Raw genomic sequence first — 21,949 nt, 5'->3', positions numbered from 1 at the left:
TTGGTTTTTCATTTGAGAACCTTGGCCGATTTTGTGAGAGATTGAAGCTTATAGGCAGCTAACCCTCTTTTCTATACCAAAGTGTGTCGGTTATTATGGCAATCTAAGCATTATCGGTATTATGTGGTAAATGCTAGTGGCTCCATTTTAGGCGTTATCGCTTGATCCCATGGAGGGGAGGCGATGTTTGAACCAAAGTCGAGAATAACGACATGTCATAAATTCGGTATTGTATCAATAACCCACAAGCCGCTTTATAAATCATCACTAAAGATCAACAGGCCCTAGCAATCCCATTTATAGATACAATATTACTATTAAGCGAATACGAATATATAATCAAGTAGATTGGGTGCTATATTTCTGTATTTTCTAAAAGCTTACTTTTACAATCCGTATTCATAATATATAAAGTACATTTGTTACTGTTTTTCGTTTCATTTCATTCATTACTGAGTTGAATTGAGTATAACATCGTTAAATGGGTGAGATTGAATTGGATTAACGTTTTTGTTTTTTACAATTCGATGTATTTTATTGAGTAGCAGTTTTAAGTAATAATTGTTTTTAATGAGGTGAACGATGATCGACTTTCGCAGTGATACAGTAACGGTCCCGACAAAAACCATGCGCGTAGCGATGGCAAATGCTGAGGTAGGCGATGATGTTTATGGTGATGATCCTACAGTGAATGCATTAGAGGCTATGTCAGCTGAGCGTTTTGGTTTTGATGCGGCTTTATTTACGTCATCAGGGACCCAAGCTAATTTGTTGGCATTAATGTCTCATTGTGAGCGGGGAGACGAATATATATGTGGTCAACAAGCACACAATTATAAATTTGAGGGAGGAGGAGCCGCTGTTTTAGGCAGTGTTCAACCCCAACCTTTAACCAATCAAGTTGATGGCAGTCTTCTGTTGACCGATATTGAGGCGGCAATTAAGCCTGATGATCCCCATTTTGCGCAGACTCGTTTACTGAGTCTTGAAAATACGATTGGGGGGAAGATATTGTCCCAGTCTTATTTAGCGAGTGCGCAAGCTCTTGCTTTTAATCATGGATTAAAAATTCATCTCGATGGTGCTAGGGTGGCTAATGCGGCTGTTGCCCAGAATATTCCAATTAGTGAGATCACCCAATATTTTGATTCAGTTTCTATTTGTTTATCCAAGGGACTTTGTGCACCCATAGGATCAATTTTATTAGGCGATGCTTTATTAATTAAAAAAGCACGTCGTTGGCGGAAAGTCCTAGGCGGGGGGATGCGTCAAGCGGGCATTTTAGCTGCAGCGGCTCAATTAGCGATTACCGATCAAGTCGAGAGGTTGGCAGACGATCATGACAATGCTGCGTACTTAGCGAAAGCGTTAGGGCAATTGAGTGAGTTTGATGTGGATCTTTCTCTGGTTCAAACGAATATGGTTTTTGCTAAAATTGTGGGCAACCTTGATGTGAAACTGCTTGTTAGAAAACTGAAAGATAAAGGCATTTTAGTGACAGAAAATACCACATTAAGATTGGTGACTCATCGTGATGTTAGTAGGCAAGATATTGAATATTTTATCACTACCCTTAAAAGCTTACTAAAATAACCTCATTTTTGACTCATTAAGCAAGCTGAATAATTGATTCGGCTTGTTTTCTTTAGTGGTTTATAAGCACAAGAAATGAATTTCTGTTTTTTGATTTACAGGTGAATAGAGAGGAGCACACACCTATTTAACATTGCTTGAATACGGTAAACTAGCCGCCTTGAAAGGAAGTCCTTTTGAGGCGAGTATTGCTTAACGAAAGAGATAGTTTATTTAAGATAAACTCATTAATACCTCATGACTACTTAGCCTGTTTTTACCAATTTAAATGATTGGTATCCCTCCATTAAACATACCGAAGGTTATAATAACTATGAAGTCTGAACAGACTCTAACCGCAGGCTCGACGCCATTAGGGGCATTGTTAGATCGTTATTTTAAGATTAGTGATCGAGGCAGTACCTTACGTCAAGAGATGATTGCAGGGGTAACCACTTTTTTAGCCATGGTGTATTCCGTCATTGTGGTACCTAACATGTTAGGCAGTGCAGGATTTGATCCTGCTGCGGTCTTTATCTCAACCTGTTTGATTGCCGCGTTTGGTTCATTATTAATGGGACTTTGGGCCAATTTACCGATGGCGATTGGTTGCGCGATTTCGTTAACCGCTTTTACGGCTTTTAGTATGGTCCTTGGACAGGGGATATCAATCCCTGTGACCTTAGGTGCAATTTTTCTAATGGGTGTGGTGTTTACATTTGCGAGTATTACCGGTGCTCGTCAGTGGGTACTGACCAATCTGCCAAAAGGGATAGCACACGGTACTGGTATAGGTATTGGCTTGTTTTTACTGCTTATTGCCACTAATAGTGTGCAGCTCATTGTGGCCAATAACACGGGGTTGCCCGTCACTTTAGGTGATATTAATAGTTTACCGGTTATTTTAACCATCATAGGACTTGCGGCAACCATCGGACTTGAACGCCGAGGTGTGCCTGGAGGGATTTTAATTGTTGTTGTTATTTCTTCGGTATTTGGACTTATTTTTGATCCCAAAGTGCAGTATCAGGGGCTGTTAGCAATGCCAGACTTTGGTTCTGAGCATTCACTCATTGGGCAGATGGATATTCTTGGGGCCATTAACCCGGTGGTCTTACCGATTGTATTGGCGCTAGTGATGACGGCCATTTTTGATGCGACAGGGACAATAAGAGCAGTGGCTGGGCAAGCGAACTTATTGGATGAAAATGATGATATTAAAGGTGGTGCCAAGGCGCTAACTTCAGATTCGGTCAGTAGTATTTTTGCTGGTGTTGTGGGCGGGGCGCCCGCTGCTGTTTATATAGAGTCGGCAGCAGGGACGGCTGCAGGCGGTAAAACAGGGTTAACGGCGACGATTGTTGGCTTACTCTTTTTCTTCATGGTTTTTTTAGCGCCTTTGAGTTATTTGGTGCCCGCTTATGCTACTGCCCCTGCATTGATGTATGTGGGGTTATTGATGTTATCGAATGTGACTAAGCTTGATTTTGACGATAAAGTTGATGCGATGTCGGGACTCACTTGTGCGGTATTTATCATTTTAAGCTGTAATATTGTCACTGGGATTATGCTCGGCTTTGTGACCTTAGTGATAGGTCGGTTATGCAGTGGTGAATGGCGAGCATTAAAACCTGGGGTGTTAGTCATAACGCTGGGGTTGGTGGTTTTCTATTTGGGTGGTTGGGCGATTTAACCCAGATTCAGCTCATGAGTGTCTGAAAGAAACCATAAAAAAGAGCGATAATTGTCGCTCTTTTTTATGGTTGGATATGTCTAAAAAATCAAATGTGCGATACCGGCAATAATGGGCAATGTCACTAAGGTTCTTAAGATGAAAACCGCAAACAGTTCAAGGATATTAATTGGGATCCGGCTACCGATAAGTAAAGCACCTACTTCACTCATATAAATAAGCTGGGTAACCGATAAAGCGGCGATGATAAAGCGCGTCATGTCGGATTCGATACTACCGGCCAAGATAGAAGGAATAAACATATCGGCAAAACCGACGACTATGGTTTTCGAGGCTTCGGTCGCTTCGGGAACATGCAATAATTCCAATAAAGGAATAAAAGGCATGCCAAGGTAATCAAAAATAGGAGTGTATTCTGCCAAGATTAAGGCCATTGTCCCCATTCCCATGATGACTGGAATGATCCCAAAAACCATATCAATTGCATTTTTTAACCCATCTACAAAGGTTTGCTTGAAACTAACCGAGTTTTCCGCTTTGCTTAAGGCTAACTTGATCCCCCAAGTAAGGGCGTTGTAGTTAGCGGGAATGACCTCATCATCAGGGTGTCTTGGGGTGCCGTCGATATAAGTATCTTTTTTCCATGATAATGGCGGAAGTTTAGGGACGATAATGGCGGCCATTATGCCAGCAAAACAGACGGTGAGGTAGAAAGGCACAAATAAATGCTCAAGCTGAACCTGAGAAATGACCACTAAGGCAAAGGTGATAGAGACGGCTGAAAAAGTGGTACCAATAATAGCGGCTTCTCTCTTGGTATAAAATCCAGACTCATATTGTTTCGCGGTGAGCAAAATGCCAACACTGCCATCACCTAACCAAGAAGCCATGCAATCGATGGCACTTCGTCCTGGTAAATTAAAAATGGGACGCATGATTTTAGTCAGCAAACAACCGAAGAGCTCAAGTAAACCAAAGTTAAGCAGTAATGGTAGCAATAAACCAGCAAATAAGAAGACACACAGTAAGATTGGTAAAAGATCATTTAAGACCAGCGCACCGGTGTTTTCGGAACGAATGGCATCAGGACCAAATTGAAAAAATGTCAATATAATAAAGCAAGTACCTAGCAGACGGATCACTAACCAAGCAGGACTGATATTGAATAGAGAATTTAAGAACTTGTTAGTGATTATCCATTGAGGCTTAAAAACTTTAGCGATAAGAGACATTAAACCGGTAAAAATGACAATGCCAGTAATAATAGCGGTTAAAACACCATCGAGAAGACTTTCCAGTCCCTTGGCGAAAATAGCAATAGGAATGGTGATCGCATCATTATAATTAATAGGGGTCATGAATAACAATAACCCTATCAATGATGGAATGATGAAAGTGAGGATCGTTTTTAAATTGTGGGTTTGTTTTGTAGACATTTTTTATACCCCATATGACGAGTGTTGCTAAAATGCATCAATAGACGCACAGTTTAGACATTAGTAGAACTCTTAAATGGTTACAGCTATTTTAAAAAATAAGTGGGCAACTCTACCGTCAAATTTCGTTCGTGTAAAATAATTATATTTTTAAATAAAATGAGTCTATTCACTTTGACGTTATTAAGGAAGGTTATCTTGGGGATTTACATGGTTTAATTTATTATTAAGTCTTTGAAATTAAAAGCTAGTTTATTAGTATTTGTTTTTAGTTATAATCAAAAAGAGAGCTGGCATGGATTATTATTCAAGCCACTCTCTTTTGATAAAATATTAACTGAATGTCTTCCTGAGCGATTTTGCTTTTTCTGCATTCACTTTTAGTTCGATAACTGAAGATTCAACCATGTTAACGGCATTGAGATTTTCAAAACTGGCTTGGCTAATATGAGTGATATTACTATTTATTTCGCTAATTACTTGTTTTTGCTGAGCTGCAGCGACAGCATTTTGTTGTGCTAGATCATGTATGTGGTTCATCGATTGATAAATGGTATCGACTTTTGCTGCAGAACTTTGGGTCTCTGAGGCACATTGTTGTGCTTGAGATTGGCTTTGATCCATTTGTTTTGCCCAACGGTTCAACATGCTAAACATTTTGTCGACACTTTTAGAAATACTATTGGTTGATTCTTGAGTGCGACTGGATAATGCTCTGACCTCATCAGCAACCACGGCGAAACCGCGACCTTGCTCACCAGCTCTTGCGGCCTCAATAGCCGCATTGAGGGCCAGAAGATTGGTTTGCTCTGCAATTGCATCGATTTCGGACATGGCACTGGCCACTTGTTCTGCTTCTTTATTCAGTTGATGAGCATTGGTCGCCGCTTCTACCACTGAAGCGGTTAATGCATCGATACTGGCACTGTTATCTTGCATTTTGTCGCGACTGTCTAAACAGAGCTGAAAGGTTGCGTTTATGTTTAGTGAGGTGGATTGTGCATTGTTGGCGACTTCAGTGATAGAGGCGCCCATTTCCTCCATTGCGCTGGCAATTTGTTCTATTTGTTGATTTTCTAAATCGAGACTCGAGTGAGTTTGTTTCGTGGAAGTCATTAATTGTGCTGCAATATTCTCGATATGTTGTGCATGATCGCGAGAGCGGCCTAATACGCCTTGTAATTTGGCATCTTTCATCATTAACTGAAAATCCAGTAAAGATGAGCTATCTCGGCCGCAATAAATGAAGCGGCTGATGGAGTCATAATTGTGTTTCATCGCCATGAGTTTAGTGGGAATACGAAAAGCTTCATCATAAAAGATAGCAAGGTTGATCCCCATTAATAAAATGCCGGCGAAGATCACTCCCCAGCCCCAAATATAACCGGCGATGCTGAGCCCTATACTGGCACTTAAAGCGGATAAAATACGCTTTTGCGTTAAGCTGAGAGGATCTGACACATTTTTGTTTTGACTCAGTTTTAAATATATATTTTTTGCATTGCTAATAAATTGTGCTTTGGGTGCCACTCGAACCGATTGATAACCAATAATTTCACCATTTTCGAAAAGGGGTGTGACAAAAGCATCGACCCAGTAAAACTGCCCTTTTTTACATTGATTTTTAACGATGCCTCGCCAAGATTGCCCTGATTTTAACTTACTCCACATTTCTTTGAAGGCTGCACTTGGCATGTCAGGGTGACGAACAATATTGTGACTCTGTCCGATAAGTTCATCTTGGCTAAAGCCTGATATATCGATAAATTGCTGATTAACGTAAGTGATGACACCGCGTTTATCGGTGGTAGAAATCAATTCATCAGCATGGGTTAATTTAACTTCTTGGTTTAAGCTTTTGGAGGCGGTTTTACTCATTCGTTTTTTCCATTTTTCAGCGTATGAATAACCTTAATTTCCAAAGAGGAGTAGACGGGAAATACATGTGATATTTTACGCTAACGTTATGTTTATTGTTATTTAAAGGTTAACATTACTATACCCTTAAATAATATAAGGATTCAATAAGGTATTTAAGCTAATTTATTGGCTTTATTGTATTTTAATTTCATTTTCATTGCATATTTTTAGTCTTTTTATTTGAGAAATAAGCCTGTATTAGGGAGGGCGCTGCCGTTATATGTACTGTAAGTATGGCGATGGTTACGGATATAAACCTACAGGCGGTAAGAGAGTCGAGCGACTGAAATGTCAATGAGATGAAAGTGGCTTTTAATTTGTCGTGTTTAATTTATTTGAGCGGGATCACAAAAAGAGACGGTTTGATTGTTGAAAATGTGTTAAGCGACGGAGGCCGTAGAAGCCTTAGTCGCTTTTATCATTAATGGCACTTAAAATGTACTATAAGTCATTAAGTGAGGGTTGCAGGATCTTGGCCTAATTGAAGGATCAGCTCCGTTGGCATAGGGATTAATTGGCGAGATTGATTCATGCAAACCATTTCTATATTTGCTGTGACCGCTGCTTTTTGGCTATTGGGTCGCCAAATTTCTTGATGCCATACCGTCCTGTATTTACTTTCAAAATGGAACTGTGTGCGTACATCAAGAATATCGGCAAATTCTACTCCTTCAAAACAGGTCATATCACTTCGATAAACGGCAAAACCTAATTGCTTTTGTTTCCAAAGTTGTGCAAGCGTATTGACGCCGATAACATGCTCTCTAGCTCGTTCAAAATACTTTAGAAAATTAGGATGGTAGACGACACCTGAGAAGTCTGTATCTTCATAATAAATCTGTAGAGAAAAATGAGACACTGCTGATTGAACTGTTTTTGGGTTTACTTGCATAGGGGAAGTAATAATAAGTATAAGGAGGTAATAATAGGATCTTAGCATATATACCCAAGCTAATGGTTCTGGTAATGGATCATCGTTGATCGTTTCAAGCTCATTCTGTTAATGTGAGCGAAATACTTTATTAGTGGATCTTAAGGACTCCTATGCCTGAGAAAATGATTAGCCTTCAAACCCAGATGACGACAGATTGGAAAGTGACAGCCCAAGTTAGAGATCATGCGTTAGTGATTGATCAACCATCTGCAACAAATGCCGGTGCAACCCCACTCGAATTGTTTATTTTTTCTTTAGCGGGGTGCATTTCTACGATAGGTAAGATGGTCGCAAGAGATGAAGGGATTGTGATCAGGCGCTTTGATGTCAATATGAGTGCAACCATTAATACCGATGGCTTACTTGGAAAAGAGACTGCGGATCCTATCGGTTTTAAATCAATTGATATTCTGGCTGATATTGATGCTGATTTGACTGATATTGAGAAACAATACTTCTTAGATCTTGTCTGCCACCGTTGCCCAATTCATGATAATTTACTTAATCTGACACTAGTGACACATAACGCTGGCTAGCCACCTTACTGATGAGAATGTTAGGTTTATTATTGATGCTTTATAGGGCGTGGGGAGGTTGATTTTCGACCGCGTCGATAAGCTAATATTTAACACCGAATAGTGAAACACTCAAGCCGCCAGAAACGTGCCGCTTTAGGTAGTTTGGGTGAATCCCATTGCATTATACATGAGCAATTCAGAGCTTCTCAGGCGTTTTAATTCAAGGCACATTGATGAAATAATTTTGCTCCCTTTTAAGCCAATCCAACGCAGAAGGCGAATGCCAGAGAGACTCAAAAAGTGCGAGTTTCAAAGCCCGTTATACTGCGTTGATGACTTTTGATATATGACCCCAAGGAGATAGGGAAGCTAGAGCGACGTTTGAACCAAAAACGAGAATAACGATTAGCTTCAAGTCCCCGTTGACCGTCAAGGAAGGAGGAAATATCTGTTAATTGCTCCTACATTAATGACATTCCCGTCATCTGATGTTTAAGGATGAACAAATGTCGTGTTCACATGGATGTGAATGAACGACCATGACGGTCTTCTTGAGCAGATGACCTAGTGATTTTAAGTTAATGCTCAATAACGCAGTATGAAAGGCTCTCCTCTTTATTTATAATAGTCAGCCTATTAGGATCTATTAAAACCAACTACTTCGGTGTTACATGCTTTTAAAAGGTGCCTATATTCCCGCAATCATGCACCTTAAATTGATTGGTTTTACTGACTCTGAAAACATGCATGTTGAAGTATCACGGGTATAGTGCACTTGGTATAGGATCATACTATCAAAAGTGAGGGCTTCTTGTTAAACTTCGCGCCTTAAATTTTTCCTATGAGTTTATCATGAAATTTTCCAGTCTCAGTTTAGATCCTAGAATCATTGATGCCGTTAAGCAATGCGGTTATCAAGCCTTGACTGAGGTCCAGTCTGAAGTTATCCCGTTAGCTTTGCTGGGAGAGGATGTGATGGCTTGTGCGCAAACAGGCACAGGAAAAACAGCCGCTTTTACTTTACCTTTACTCCATCTTCTTTCACAAGCCTTATCAGAAAAGACATCGTTGAATGATAGTCATGAGTTAGATAAGCCCGTAGTGCGTGTTTTAGTGTTGACACCTACTCGTGAACTCGCGATTCAGGTGAATCAAAATATTGAGAACTATAGTCAGTTTTTACCGTTTAAAACCCTTGCTGTGTATGGTGGGGCGAATATTAATCCTCAGCGTAAAGCGTTGAGCTCTGGCGTAGACTTTGTTGTTGCAACGCCAGGACGATTATTTGATCACATTGGCCAACAGCATTTAGATTTATCGAGTGTGACTCATCTTGTCGTTGATGAGGCCGATCGCATGCTTGATATGGGATTTGTTCGTGATATTGAAAAAGTCAAAAGGTTATTAGCGGTTAATCATCAAACTTTATTTTTTTCTGCGACTTATAATGCCGAAGTGAAGCTGCTTGCCGAAAAAATGTTAATCAAACCGCATTGGGTTAATGTGGCGAGCACTCCTACTGGTGAGCAAATTAGTCAAGAAGTGTATTTGGTTGATAAACGCCGTAAAACAGAATTACTCTCAGAGCTTGTGGGGCGTAATAATTGGCAACAAGTACTTGTTTTTGTTAGTACCAAAGAAAGCGCTGATGATTTATGCCGAGAATTGACGCTTGATGGTATCAAAAATGCCGTATTTCATGGAGATAAAACTCAAGGTGCTCGTAATCGTGCACTTGAAGATTTTAAATCAGGTCAATTACGAGTGATGGTTGCAACGGATGTAGCTGCTCGAGGATTAGACATTGAGTCCTTACCTTTGGTGATTAATATTGAATTGCCTGAGGCTGCCGAAGATTATATTCATAGAATCGGTCGTACGGGAAGAGCGGGACAGAGTGGGAGAGCGATTTCATTTGTGTCTCCTCAAGATGAAGCGATGTTAGCAGAAATTGAAGCCATTATTTTGCAAACATTACCCAGAGTCACTTTACCCGGTTATGAATTTGGGGCACCTTTACCCGCTCGTTATAGAGAGAATATGAGTATTGAAAAACCAACGAAAAATGCACGCCATTCACGTCGACCACGATCTTCTGCAAATGGAGGGCCAATGAATAAGAACAAACCTTCCAATCAAACCAAAGGGTTTAAAGCCAAGGGTAAACGTAAATAAATACTACTGACAAAAACCATTGAGTTCGATGTGTTGAGATAACAAAGTCTTTAGGGGCATTCAATATGATCCAAACTGCAATTGCGACAAATATTATTACGGGTTTTTTGGGATCGGGGAAAACTTCGTTAATTAAAGCGTTATTAAAAGCAAAACCTAAAGATGAATCGTGGGCCGTTTTGGTCAATGAATTTGGCGACGTGGGAATAGATAGCGCATTATTGTCAAGTGATCAGCAAGGAATACATATTCGTGAAGTGGCGGGAGGTTGCATGTGCTGCGCGGCGGGCGTCCCTATGCAGGTGGCGATAACTCAGTTAATTGCCAAAGCAAAACCCGATAGGTTATTGATTGAACCGACAGGTCTTGGTCATCCCGAAACGGTTTTGAAAGTATTAATGGCACCACATTTTAAACATATCATTGCTATGCATGCTTGTGTGACGTTAGTGGATGCTCGTAATGTTAAAGAAGTGCGTTATCGTACGCATGATACATTTTTACAGCAATTAAGTGTGGCAGATATTATTTTAGCCAGTAAGTCTGATAAGTATAAAGGTGATGAATTTAATTCGCTGATTGATTTTTTACGTGAAAAAGAATTAAACCCTAACCAGTGTTTGAGGTATTCATCTAAAGAGGTTGGTTTTTCTCAAGTTGATATTTTTCAATTACAGGTTTTATTGAACAAAGTCTGCACTCGTGTTTTGGCTTCTTCAGCTTTAAATCCGCTGACTCAATTAGCTCAAAGTGTCGATGTTGCCTCTAAAATGCCTCGATTATTGAATATGAACTCTCCTCATGATTATTTATTGCCTTTTGATAAGATCTTTGATGAGGGGGCGGATGAACAACAGATTGAATTTGATGAGCGAGGTATATGGGGAAAACAACATCAAGCAGAGGGGCATTATTCATATGGATGGGTATTTGACCCTAAATATGAATTTGGGTTGTTAGGCATATTGGCTTTGGTTAATTCATTAGACGTTGTACGGATTAAAGCGGTGTTAATCACCGATGAGGGGATTGTCGCGATTAACCGAGTTGACGGAGAAATGGATCTCAGTGAGCTTGATGAAGTGATGGACTCTAGAATAGAGATTATTGCTCAAAATGCGTTAATTTTTGAAGAAATAGAATATAAGTTGATTACCTTGTTGAAGTGATTTTTATTATCCACTTGAAAATAAAAAACTTTTTAAATATTTCTTTTAGTGATAAAGCTTCACCCTTATTATAAAATGCATTGATACTTTTGTTATATATAAAATATTTTAGTGTTTTTACTATGCTCGTTATTTGAACTATTAACATGCATTGTTCTTTCTTTGTGTTTTTATTGAGCTTAATTTGTTGTTAATGCCATTCAAAATGTAAGCTATATCCTACAAACTTGTGGGATATATGTCTTTTTTATCTAGGGTAAATCCCTCCAGTAAAAATAAAGAATAACAAATTCATTATGTTAAGTTATCTTCTGTGTGCAGGTATGATGTTGGCAGGTATTAAATTACTTTGATGCCTGTGTTTTTAAGCAAGAGAAAACCTAAAATAACCCTATCGAAAAGCAGCGAAGGTTTAAGCTACTTAATAAATAGAATGGAATAGAAGTTGTATTTAGCTTTTATTTGATAACTAAAATTAAATGCTTTCGATATTATTTGATAGCTATTTATCATCTTTCAACACTTTTTGTTGAAAAGTCAGTCGCACATTGATTGATGTAATGCAAGGAGTCGTAAAAGCAAGGATGCTTAAATGAGGGCCGCTTCTAGATAGAGTGCACAGGAAGTGCTAGCGGTAAACAAGGATGTAACTCATTTATTATTGCTTAGTTAAGCAAGACACAGGAAGTGTTAGCCGTTAGCAAGGAAGCGTTATGAGAACAGGGCATAGGATGTGCCAGTTGTAGATAAGGATGTCACTTATTCTCATAAAATGGACACAGGAAGTGTCAGCCGTTTATGAGTGATGGGCGAGTTTTCTTAAATGAGTGTTAGACACAGGAAGTGTTAATTATTAATAAGGATGTGACTCATTTAAAGTCGCTTATTGAGTAGAGCACAGGAAGTGTCTATCTACTTGTAAGGGTTAAGCAAGGAAGCGAAATGAGAATTGGGCATAGGGTATGCTAGCGGTTGACAAGGATGTCACTCATTCTCATATTTACAGCGTGTTTTAATCAGGAAAGGGCATTGGATGTGTCTCAATAAATCGGCAAAGGGATAAGTTGCAGGCAGAGTAGCCTTCATGGAAGACGACACAGGATGTGTCAAAGGGAATGCTAAGGATAGCGGTAAAGATACGGATGTCATTAAAAAAGCGGCAAAGGGATAAGCTGCTGGTAAGGACCGCCTTCACGGAAGACGACACAGGATGTGTCAAAGGGAATGCTAAGGATAGCGGTAAAGATACGGATGTCATTAAAAAAGCGGCAAAGGGATAAGCTGCTGGTAAGGACCGGCTTCACGGAAGACGACACAGGATGTGTCAAAGGGAATGCTAAGGATAGCGGTAAAGATACGGATGTCATTAAAAAAGCGGCAAAGGGATAAGCTGCAGGCAGGGTAGCCTTCATGGAAGACGACACAGGATGTGTCAAAGAGGATGCTAAGGATAGCGGTAAAGATACGGATGTCATTAAAAAGCGGCAAAGGGATAAGCTGCAGGCAAGGATAGCCGTCATGGAAGACGACACAGGATGTGTCAAAGGGAATGCTAAGGATAGCGGTAAAGATACGGATGTCATTAAAAAGCGGCAAAGGGATAAGCTGCTGGTAAGGACCGCCTTCACGGAAGACGACACAGGATGTGTCAAAAGGAATGCTAAACCGTATCTTCAGGGATGGTCTTCATGGAAGAGGGGATAGGATGTGCTAGAGATTATGAATAGCTGCAAGGATGTTGCTATATAGCGTAGAGCGCGGGAAGTGTGGGCGTGTTCGGTATTAAGTAGGAAGCCATTAATCTTTAGTAACTCGAGCTTATAATGGCTTTTTTATGTGGTTTGTGGGTATGAGAACGTAGGGTGATTGACATTACTTTCACATTAGTATTTTCACAAGAGTGTTATTTACATTTAAGTAACACTATGGGTTATAGTCCTTAAGTCTTGTAAGACATCTCGCACAAAATCAAATAAAAACATTAAATATTGAATGAATTAAGGTTAATAAATAGTGATATTAACTTTAATAAACAGATAATTAGTGTTTGTCTCTATTTTGATACATAAAATATATTTGTTGTATTTGTGTTTAAATTGTGTATATTTTGTTTTTTTGAATTACACTTTAGAAGGTACAAGGACGTTAATTAGAGTGACATTGGCTAAGGATGCTAACCATTGCACTTAATGACTTAAGGAAGAGGCTTTCAAGGACGAAAGCGATGAGAATAAGGGAATAAAGCTGTAAATGGACGATGGTTATTGCCTTGGAGGCAATCTACAGGGAAAGTATGTAAACATTTTCAAGGATGACTTTGGACTCGCTTAGGGAGTGAGCAAGCCTAACTTTAGGTTAGGGCTAGGATACGATTAAAAATATGATCAAGGATGAGGCTTTATGGATAAAGCCACCCGTTATAAAAGGATAAGTGCCATGACTACAAAGGATGATTGTGGGTTGCTTTGGATGGCAATAACTTAAAGGAATTCGGCCAATCGGATCCTCAGGGACGATTGTGGACACGCTGATGGATTAAGCAAGCCAAGCAGAGGATGTGCGAGGTTGCTAAGGATGGTGTACCTTAGGGTACAAGGATGACATGGATGGACAGGGATGAGGCAAGGAGCATATTGAACGCAAGGATGGTGCAGGGAGCACGAAAATAGCGGGATAGCTTAATCAATAATAGAAAGGCACGGCCCTAGGGTCGTGCCTTTTCTTTTATTAGTATCCAAGCCAGATGATTGAGCTAATTCCAATTTTGCTAATGATATCAATCCTTCTAGGAATGTGATCAATTCAAGGCACATTGATGCAGAAATAGTTGCTCTCTAAGTCAATGCAACGCAGAAGTAGAATGCCTGAGAGACTTATTCTGTACGGGTGTTCAAAACACATTCTGCTGTGTTACACCCAAGCCACTTGAAAACATGAATGTTCAAGTATCACGGGTATAGTCAATGTCTTATTGTTGTCTGGAACAACGAAAGACCTAAACATCAGCGGGTGGGAATGCATGGAGCTTTAACGATCTTGCTTAATGCTTTTTGAACTCCCGCTGAAAAATCATTTAATTAATGGAATTGGTATCACTATCGATTTGAACAGCTTCCAATATTACCTTTAGGGTTAGGGGCATCTTGCCATTGTGGCTCAGGAAACACAGGCCATTCAATTTTTTGTATTTTCGTTCCTAACATCCAAATATTACCTTGATATTTGTCAATACCATTGGTGCTGAATTCAAATAAGTAGCTGGCTTTCCAGGTAAACCCGCTATGGCCTCCTAGGCTTGGGCGGGCAGAGTGTTGTGCAATGGCTAATAGTTGGACTTGTTGCCTCTGACATTCCTGATTGACATAGACTCGACTCACTTCGGCCATTTGCCTTAGCTGCCAGAAGAAAACAATAATGACCACAAGTGCTAGAATAATAAAAATATCCATGATCATGATTTTGTCACCTTGAATAAACCGCCTATGGCTTGAGTGAATTTCTCACTGCGATCGGGGTTGCGTAATTGTGTTAGTAATAATGGGCGCAAGGAAGGAATAGCGACTAATTCAATAAATAATTGATTAAAAAATACTTGATCTTGATGAGATAAGGCTTCTAAGTAAAGTGCTTGTAGCTCAGTGTCTTCTAGAGCAGCCCAATTTCTTGCTGCGATGGTAATGAGTAAGTCGGCGGTTAATTTGCTTTGCTGACTCCAATGCACAATCGCTTCTTTGCTTAATTTGGGGTGAGACGCGAGGGCTCTAAACAGATAATGTGAGTGGTTATTATTTCCATTTATTATTTGATTTAACAATGAGTGTGCTAAAGCAGGCGCGATAGTGAGGTGCTCTAAGCACTGGCATAAAGCTACTTGTATTTCATTCGGGGCTGTTGATAAATTATCTTGAATGAGTTGGAGATGATCTTTTTCATCTGGTCTTACACAGATATCCGCTAGGCCTTGCAAGCCAACCTGTTTCCATGCGCTCATTTTATCATTAGACGCTAAATAATCATAGGCTTGTTGGTATTGAGAAGACGGTGCTTGTCCGAGTTGTTGCCGGACTAAGGCATTAAATATTGCTAGCTTTTCAGTGGTTGGTTTGAAACTGAAAGGATGATTGGCTAATTTATCTTGCTGGGATTCAGTTAATGTTCGCGTAGGAGAGCTTCCCAACGCTTCTATTACCATTTTAATAAACTGAGAGCGAGGTGCTGGGGAAAGTAAGCCTTGTTCATCAAGCGGAAGCTTTAAAAACCAGATGAAATGATCCTGAGTTTCGTCCCAGAAAACGAGTGCAAAGTGGGCATGTCCTTGTAAAGGACTCGGGTAAGGGATTTTAAGTACTTCAATTTGTTCGAATGTCGCAGTATCGATGTGCTGAACTCTGCGTCCCATTTCATAAACATGAAATTGACTACCGCCTATAGAAAGGAACTGGCTAAGTGTTGTTATTTGATCCATGCTACTGCCAAATTAAAGTAATTTAGCCCACATTATAGGGATAAGTTTGACTAGATGGTATGCTCTAATCAGGAAAATATTTACCTTGTTATATTAGAGAAGCGTTATATGTTGCATGCGGTTGTTCAAGAAAAATTGATTGTTCTCGAAAAGTTGTTGTTTTTGAAAAAACGATTTCCTGTGATTAGACCTTCATCTCAAGCGATGTCGAGTCAGGCCCCTTTTGCTGTTGATACTATGAGTTTTGAGCAGTGGTTACAATATCTGTTTTTACCTCAAATGCGTCAGTTGATCCGACAACAATCTCAGTTACCGAGACAAATGGGCTTAGCCCCTATGGCTGAGCATCAATGGGGAAATGACCCTGAGTTAAATGGTTTAATTAATATATTTCAAGATTTTGATGCATTATTTGATGAGACTCATTAAGTTAATTTTTTTAATGCTTTATTTGAAGGGTAAGTTGATATGACTGTGAAGCAAAATGACATGTTGGATGATAATCAAGATGTACATGAGAGCGATGAAGCATCATTTATTGCGCCGGAGGAATGTGATACAGAGGCTGCTCCAGAGCTAGACATTTTATTTGAAGATGATGATATTGTTGTTATTCATAAACCTGCGGGATTATTGGTTCATCGTACTTATTTAGCACGAAAAGAGCGATTCTTTGCCATGCAATTGTTACGTGACAAAGTGGGATGCCATGTTTTTCCAGTACACCGCCTAGATAGGCCCACATCCGGTATATTATTGTTTGCAAAAAGCAGTGAAATGGCGAGAGTGTTATGTATGCAGTTTGAACAGCATACTGTAGAAAAACATTATCTTGCGATTGTCAGAGGGAATATGCATGAGGCGAATCGATTAGATTATCCATTAAAAAAAGAATTAGATGATCTTGGCGACAAGTATGTTGATCCTAATAAACTTGCCCAAGAAGCTGTGACGGATTACAACCCATTACTTAATGCTGATATTCCTTACTCTTCAGGGCGTTATGCTACCAGTCGCTATGCGTTTGTGCACCTAACGCCGCAGACAGGACGAAAACATCAGTTGAGGCGTCATATGGCGCATTTACGTCACCCTATTATTGGTGATACAACTCACGGTGATGGAAAGCAAAATAAATTTTTTAGAGAGCATTTTAATATGAATAGGCTTTGGCTTATTGCAAAGAAATTATCCTTTGATCATCCAAGAACAGGCGAAAGAATGGTGATTGAAACGGAATTAGAGCGAGAATGGCTGATATTGTTTGAAGGGTTAGGTTGGGATGAAGCGACATTGAGCCAAGATGAAGGTTATATGATATAAAGATATTTTATATGGTGAATTCGATTTATGTCGTGGTATGTTAGCTTTGTAATATGCCTCTTGGTGACTTTTTACTGAGTCATAAGGAAAGCGGGTTTAGGTACTGGTGTCATGTTTTTTGAGCCGGTTACAATTGGATGGTGATGAAAGAGGTTCGCTGTCATTTTCTGCGAGAAAGTACTTTATCCGTCGGATTTGAGCTGCTTTTTGTTTGTGTCTTCGATGCTTAAATCGGTAAACATGTCGCATTATGTACATCCTTCACTGCATTATCAATACTAAGTCAGTGTTCATTTATCGTCTTTTTCGCGATACAGTATTAATATATTACGTGAGATCTTCATTGGATAAAAGCCATGATAATCCACCATTCATAGGATTAAGTATACATGAAAAAGGTCAATTTAGTTTACGGTACCGTTTACGGTAGTGCTCAGTTTGTTGCTGAAACCATTAAAACTGCTTTGCTTGATGCGGGTAATGAAGTCGGTCTATACGAGGTTGATGATTTAGATGGATTCGTTCCACCGCAAAATGAAGTGTTGTTGATAGTATGTGCGACAACGGGGCAAGGAGATGTACCGGATGATATTTATCCTTGGTTTTCAGAACTAAAAACCTCAGCTCCTTATTTACCGGATCTAGAATATGGTATTATTGGATTGGGTGACTCCAGTTATGATACTTTTTGTGGTGCAGGTTTACAGTTCGATGCATTGTTTACTGAATTGGGCGCTAAACGATTAGGTGATGTATTTAAAATTGATGCTGGGGAGACCATGGAACCTGAAGTTGAAGCATTGAAGTGGATTGAATCTTGGCAGTCTTTACTTTAAACATCAATAGATTGAATATTTACAATCTCGGTGAGATTTAAATCAAGTTGAGGTTGACTATACTACTTTGTTCTCAAATACGATTAAATTTAAGTTATTTAGTCGTATTCCTGTTTTAAGATCCTATCTGGCTAAGGTAAACTGATCTTTTAGAATGACTCTATCGCTCATCATGAGGTCATAAGTCGATTGCTTGTGGGCGTTAGAGGTGCAGAGTATGTCTGTATTAAAGGGGAGTTATGGAACGTAAGATATTGATCACCGATTGTGATGATGCGCAAGGTATATTAGCTGGAGTCACAGGCGTTTGTTTTCAACACAAATTGAACATTGTGAAGAACAGCGAGTTTGTTGATAATTTGCAAGGTCGATTTTTTATGCGTACCGAGTTGGAAGGTGTGTTCGATACTGAAGCGTTATTATCCGATTTAGATAAGGTGTTGCCAAAAAGTCATCATACGAAATTAACCGATACAGGGGCTAAACGTATCGTGGTGATGGTAACAAAAGAGGCTCATTGCCTCGGCGATCTATTGATGAAAGCTTACTATGGTGGCTTAGATGTCGAAATTGCTGCTATCGTCGGAAATTATGAGACGTTAAAACCTTTGGCTGAGAAGTTTGATGTCCCATTTCATTATGTTAGCCATGAAGTATTGAGTCGCGGCGAACACGAGCAAGCGATGCTTGAAGTGATCAATGAATATCAGCCTGATTACGTTGTATTAGCAAAGTATATGCGGATATTGACACCCGGATTTGTTGAGCAATATGCTAATCAAATCATTAATATTCATCATTCTTTCTTACCTGCATTTATTGGTGCGTCACCCTATAAGCAGGCATGGGAGAGGGGGGTTAAGATTATTGGTGCAACGGCACATTTTGTGAACAACTGTTTAGATGAAGGCCCTATTATTAAACAGGATGTGATTCATGTCGATCATAGTTACAGTGCTGAGGAAATGGCACGTTGCGGCCGTGATGTTGAGAAAAGTGTATTGAGTAAAGCACTGCAATTAGTCTTAAATGAAGAAGTCGTCGTTTACGGTAATAAAACCGTCGTATTTTAGTGGTTTAATATTGAATTAGGTATTCTCATTTTTCACATGAAATAGGGATATGAACACATTTCCCTATTTTATTGTGGATTATTTTGGGGTCAACATCCTAACGAGTGAGGCTTGTAATTCAGTTTTCTGTCGATCACTGAGTTTCCCCCCCTCGGTTGTTTGCAATAGAAAGAAATCTTCGGCTCTTTCACCTATAGTGCTGATCTTAGCGGCACGCACATTAATTTTACAACGAAAAAGCACATCGCCTAGTTTCGCCAGTAGACCAGGTGAATCAAGGGTGATGAGCTCCATCATACTGGTATCATTTCTTGGGCTGGGGGGGAAACTGACTTGAGTGGGGACTTTAAAATGTTTCATTCTGCGAGACAGCTTTCTAAATTTAGGTAATTTAGGTGATTGGTTATTCAGGGCCTTAATAAGGGCTTTTTTAATGGATTGGATCCGAGGAAGATGAGTGATTGGACTGCCATCTCGTTCGATGATAATAAAAGTATCAATGACAAATTTATCTTTTGTTATCAATATTGTTGCATCATTTACACACACATTTTTATTATCCAATATGGCCATCACACTCACAAACAGCTTTGGCTTATCACTGTTATAAATAAATAACTCTGTTCCGCCACGGGTGGAATGTTTCGACAACATGACTAAGGGTTCATCTTGTTTATGTTTGAGAATAGCTTCGGCATGCCAACTGAGTTGATTAGGTTGATGTTTGATAAAATAATCAGCGTTGAAGCGTTGCCATAATTTGTCGAGTTCTTGTTCTTGGATCCCTCTGCGTAGCAATTCTTTTTTGGCTTTAGCTTGATGCTCACGCACTCGAGCACGAATATCGACAGGCTTTTCTTTTCCTCTTGCCAGCACTCGTTGGGTTAAAAAATACAGATCCCGTAACAAGGCACCTTTCCAGTTATTCCATAATTTATCATTCGTTGCGCACATGTCGGCGACGGTTAAGCAGTAAAGGTAACTTAAATGGGTGGCAGTGCGGACTTTATCGGCAAAATGTGCAATGACATCAGGATCGGAGATGTCTCGTCGTTGGGCGGTGATAGACATTAATAAATGATTTTCAACGAGCCAAGCCACCAAACGGCCATCATGGCTATTCATATCGTGTAATTGACAAAATTCAATAGCATCTTTACTGCCAAGTTGACTATGATCGCCACCTCTACCTTTGGCTATGTCATGGAAAATAGCTGCTAATACCAATAACCCTTTTTTAGGCAATTGATTAATGATGACCGAGCCTAGTGGGAACTCCATTTTTTGATCGGGCTGAGAAAAGCGCTCGATATTTAATAGCAGTCTATGAGTGTGCTCATCGACGGTATAGGCATGAAATAAATCAAATTGCATTTGCCCTTCAATCTTTTTCCAAGCGGGTAAGTAAGCAGACATGATGCCATGTTTGTGCATCAATGATAATGCTGAAATGCCTTGGGGATGACGGAGGATCTCCATAAAGACTTTACGGCATGCAGGAATGGCCATTAAAGGCGTAGTGAATGCATCTCTTGCTTGTCTTAAATTACGCAATGTTGGCGCAAAAACACCTTGAATATTGATATTTTTTGCAGCATGCAAAAACAAGATCATAATTTGTTCAGGTTGCATAAATAACTGGGGTGATAGCGTCTCTATTAGCTTCCCTCGGCGCTGAAAGTCACTGTCAATGGGCGTAATTTCCAGTATGTTAGTATGGGAAAGGGTGGCTTGTTTAAAGAGTTGCAGTAGCATTTGATTGAGCTCTAACACTCGCCTGACCGTTTGATAGTATTGCTTCATCATTTTTTCAACGGCTAATTGAGTCCCATCGACATAGCCCATGAGTCCTGCCACTTGCGGTTGAAGATCGAATAATAAGCGGTTTTCATCACGTCCAGCGATGAGGTGTAGCGCAAACCTTAATTGCCATAAAAACCCTTGGCATTGCAGTAATTCTTCTAGTTCGAGCGGCTCAAGAAAGTGATAAGAGACTAAATCTTCGAGTTTTGCGGCATCAAAATAACGCATAGCGACCCAAGCGATGGTTTGGATATCTCTGAGTCCTCCTGGGCATGATTTTATATTCGGTTCTAAATCAAAGGCGTTGGCTCTAGCATGACGATCGACTTGTTCTTGACGTTTAGCGAGATAAAACTCACTGCTTGGCCAAAAATCATCTGTTCTGATGCGACTGTAGAGTTGTAAAAATAGGGCTTGTGGGCCACAGAGAAGACGAGCTTCTAATAAATTGGTGGCGATGGTAATGTCATTTACACCTTGCTCAAGCGTTTCTGCGATAGTCCTTACACTGTGGCCTATTTCGAGTCCTGCATCCCATAAAAAGGTGATGAACTCTCCCACTTTGTGTTCTCCCTCTAAGCATAATTTATTATTGACGAGGAAAAGTAAGTCAACATCTGACTGCGGATGTAATTCACCCCGTCCATAGCCTCCAACAGCAATTAATGCGATAGGATAATCGTTGAGTCCGAGATGTTGCCATTGGTTTTTTAGAGTGTGATCGACTAGCTGGCAGCGCTGTGTGACGAAGGCATAAATATCACTTTCATGATTGAATTCTGACTTTGCGGATTCGTTTTGGGCTAAAAATGCATTTTTTGCAGAAAGAGCTGGTTTCATGACGCATCATCTCGATACTGTGATTAGATTAACTTTATTATCTATCTTAATGAGAGGAATGTGAAGGCTGGATGCTATGTCTTTAATTAACAAACGGTAAACCCCCGGCTCTGCCGGGGTGACTCGCATAGGTTTCACCTATACCGCGGTATAGGTAGGCTCAAGTCTCGACCAAAAGACAGGAGAGCAACC

General features: G+C 39.9%; 16 protein-coding genes. 9 read left to right on the top strand and 7 right to left on the bottom strand.

The window, feature by feature from the left end:
• Window positions 1-582 precede the first annotated feature (582 nt).
• Both ltaE and L2764_RS19900 read left to right on the top strand, forming a co-directional pair.
• A complete protein-coding gene (gene ltaE, locus L2764_RS19905; protein ID WP_248942100.1) occupies window positions 583-1,593 on the top strand; it encodes a low-specificity L-threonine aldolase in 1,011 nt (336 codons plus the stop codon).
• A 313-nt stretch (window positions 1,594-1,906) separates the two neighbouring features.
• Window positions 1,907-3,265, top strand: a complete 1,359-nt coding sequence (locus tag L2764_RS19900) for an NCS2 family permease (protein WP_248942099.1) — start codon at window positions 1,907-1,909, stop codon at window positions 3,263-3,265.
• An 80-nt stretch (window positions 3,266-3,345) separates the two neighbouring features.
• Here L2764_RS19900 and L2764_RS19895 read toward each other — a convergent pair whose 3' ends face one another.
• From L2764_RS19895 to L2764_RS19885, 3 genes are all read right to left on the bottom strand, one after another.
• The gene (locus L2764_RS19895; RefSeq protein ID WP_248942098.1) at window positions 3,346-4,701 is read right to left on the bottom strand and encodes a YjiH family protein; all 1,356 of its coding nucleotides are present in this window, start codon (window positions 4,699-4,701) and stop codon (window positions 3,346-3,348) included.
• A 333-nt stretch (window positions 4,702-5,034) separates the two neighbouring features.
• Window positions 5,035-6,579: a methyl-accepting chemotaxis protein gene (locus L2764_RS19890; protein ID WP_248942097.1), complete on the bottom strand. Its 1,545-nt coding sequence runs from the start codon at window positions 6,577-6,579 to the stop codon at window positions 5,035-5,037.
• Between the two features lie 493 nt (window positions 6,580-7,072).
• Window positions 7,073-7,513, bottom strand: a complete 441-nt coding sequence (locus L2764_RS19885) for a thioesterase family protein (RefSeq protein WP_248942101.1) — start codon at window positions 7,511-7,513, stop codon at window positions 7,073-7,075.
• Between the two features lie 152 nt (window positions 7,514-7,665).
• Here L2764_RS19885 and L2764_RS19880 point away from each other — a divergent pair, with 152 nt between their 5' ends.
• The 3 genes from L2764_RS19880 (at window position 7,666) to L2764_RS19870 (ending at window position 11,417) form a co-directional block, all read left to right on the top strand.
• Entirely contained in the window at window positions 7,666-8,091 is a 426-nt protein-coding gene (locus tag L2764_RS19880; protein ID WP_248942096.1) for an OsmC family protein, read from the top strand.
• Window positions 8,092-8,925: 834 nt separating this feature from the next.
• Entirely contained in the window at window positions 8,926-10,248 is a 1,323-nt protein-coding gene (locus L2764_RS19875) for a DEAD/DEAH box helicase (protein WP_248942095.1), read from the top strand.
• A 65-nt stretch (window positions 10,249-10,313) separates the two neighbouring features.
• Window positions 10,314-11,417, top strand: a complete 1,104-nt coding sequence (locus tag L2764_RS19870) for a CobW family GTP-binding protein (protein WP_248942094.1) — start codon at window positions 10,314-10,316, stop codon at window positions 11,415-11,417.
• A gap of 1,148 nt (window positions 11,418-12,565) precedes the next feature.
• On the opposite strand, the gene L2764_RS19865 is transcribed toward L2764_RS19870, so the two are convergent.
• From L2764_RS19865 to L2764_RS19855, 3 genes are all read right to left on the bottom strand, one after another.
• Complete coding sequence (locus L2764_RS19865; protein ID WP_248942093.1) at window positions 12,566-13,069, bottom strand: hypothetical protein; 504 nt, start codon at window positions 13,067-13,069, stop codon at window positions 12,566-12,568.
• Between the two features lie 1,443 nt (window positions 13,070-14,512).
• Window positions 14,513-14,872 carry a DUF3301 domain-containing protein gene (locus tag L2764_RS19860; RefSeq protein ID WP_248942092.1) on the bottom strand — a complete coding sequence of 120 codons (360 nt, stop codon included), beginning with the start codon at window positions 14,870-14,872 and terminating at the stop codon, window positions 14,513-14,515.
• Complete coding sequence (locus L2764_RS19855) at window positions 14,869-15,882, bottom strand: DUF3549 family protein (RefSeq protein WP_248942091.1); 1,014 nt, start codon at window positions 15,880-15,882, stop codon at window positions 14,869-14,871. Before L2764_RS19855 ends, L2764_RS19860 begins: the two co-directional genes overlap by 4 nt.
• A gap of 54 nt (window positions 15,883-15,936) precedes the next feature.
• On the opposite strand from L2764_RS19855, the gene L2764_RS19850 reads away from it, so the two are divergent.
• From L2764_RS19850 to purU, 4 genes are all read left to right on the top strand, one after another.
• The gene (locus L2764_RS19850; protein WP_248942090.1) at window positions 15,937-16,311 is read left to right on the top strand and encodes a YqcC family protein; all 375 of its coding nucleotides are present in this window, start codon (window positions 15,937-15,939) and stop codon (window positions 16,309-16,311) included.
• A 39-nt stretch (window positions 16,312-16,350) separates the two neighbouring features.
• The gene (gene truC / locus L2764_RS19845; RefSeq protein ID WP_248942089.1) at window positions 16,351-17,205 is read left to right on the top strand and encodes a tRNA pseudouridine(65) synthase TruC; all 855 of its coding nucleotides are present in this window, start codon (window positions 16,351-16,353) and stop codon (window positions 17,203-17,205) included.
• Between the two features lie 389 nt (window positions 17,206-17,594).
• Entirely contained in the window at window positions 17,595-18,041 is a 447-nt protein-coding gene (locus L2764_RS19840; RefSeq protein WP_248942088.1) for a flavodoxin, read from the top strand.
• Between the two features lie 239 nt (window positions 18,042-18,280).
• Window positions 18,281-19,114 carry a formyltetrahydrofolate deformylase gene (gene purU, locus L2764_RS19835; RefSeq protein ID WP_248942087.1) on the top strand — a complete coding sequence of 278 codons (834 nt, stop codon included), beginning with the start codon at window positions 18,281-18,283 and terminating at the stop codon, window positions 19,112-19,114.
• A 78-nt stretch (window positions 19,115-19,192) separates the two neighbouring features.
• On the opposite strand, the gene glnD is transcribed toward purU, so the two are convergent.
• Window positions 19,193-21,757 carry a bifunctional uridylyltransferase/uridylyl-removing protein GlnD gene (glnD, locus tag L2764_RS19830; protein ID WP_248942086.1) on the bottom strand — a complete coding sequence of 855 codons (2,565 nt, stop codon included), beginning with the start codon at window positions 21,755-21,757 and terminating at the stop codon, window positions 19,193-19,195.
• Window positions 21,758-21,949 lie beyond the last annotated feature (192 nt).

The organism is Shewanella surugensis (genome assembly GCF_023284005.1).
Taxonomy (GTDB): Bacteria; Pseudomonadota; Gammaproteobacteria; order Enterobacterales; family Shewanellaceae; genus Shewanella; species Shewanella surugensis.
This window is presented reverse-complemented; position numbering and strand designations above follow the sequence as displayed.